Annotated in this window: 1 protein-coding gene; it reads right to left on the bottom strand. The window is 53.3% G+C overall.

Translation table 11 applies throughout. The annotated features are described in order from the left end of the window. The coding region (ltrA, locus tag ACFPOF_RS23985; protein ID WP_378137444.1) for a group II intron reverse transcriptase/maturase at positions 1-747 on the bottom strand (747 nt) is incomplete at both ends.

The following is a 747-nucleotide window of genomic DNA, read 5'->3' as shown; positions in this document are numbered from 1 at the left end:
CTTTCCGAATACCGCTTTGAGGACGTCTATCGCCCTCATGGCTTGGTCTTTGGTTTTGCAAAGGACGACAAGATCATCTGCGTAGCGCACCAGTGTCCCGGTTTCCGCGAACTTCTTCTCCCAGATCGTGTCCAAGTAGTTCAGATAGATGTTCGCAAGAAGCGGACTGATGACACCGCCCTGTGGACTTCCGAGCTCGGTTTCGTGAAGCTGATCATCTTTCACGAATCCCGCTTTCAGCCACTTGCGAATGAGTTTCAGCACTCGGCGGTCACTTATGCGTTGCTCCACCAGTTGCATCAACTTCTCGTGCGAAATGTTGTCGAAGTATCCGGTGATGTCGATGTCAACGGCCCAGTAGACGCCCTTCTTTACTGCTCGACGGATGTGCCGAATTGCATCATGTGCGCTCCGTTTCGGCCTGAATCCGTATGAGCAGTCCCTGAAATCCGCTTCAAAGATTGGCTCCAACACCATTTTCGTCGCCATTTGCACGACTCTGTCCCGAATGGCAGGGATGCCTAGCGGACGCATCTTGCCGTCCGGTTTTGGTATCTCTTTCCGCCTTGCAGGTTGTGGGTGGTACTTGCCGTTCTTTAAGGCGTCCTGAATTTCTAGGACGAATCGCTCTTCCCCGTGTACTTTGACGATGTGGTCGATGGTCACGCCATCCACTCCACCACTTCCACCATTCGCCTTGACCCGTTTCCATGCTTCCCAGAGCACGTCGCCGCGGTGTATTTTGTC

Source organism: Cohnella soli, assembly GCF_042655525.1.
GTDB lineage: Bacteria > Bacillota > Bacilli > Paenibacillales > Paenibacillaceae > Cohnella > Cohnella soli.
This window is presented reverse-complemented; position numbering and strand designations above follow the sequence as displayed.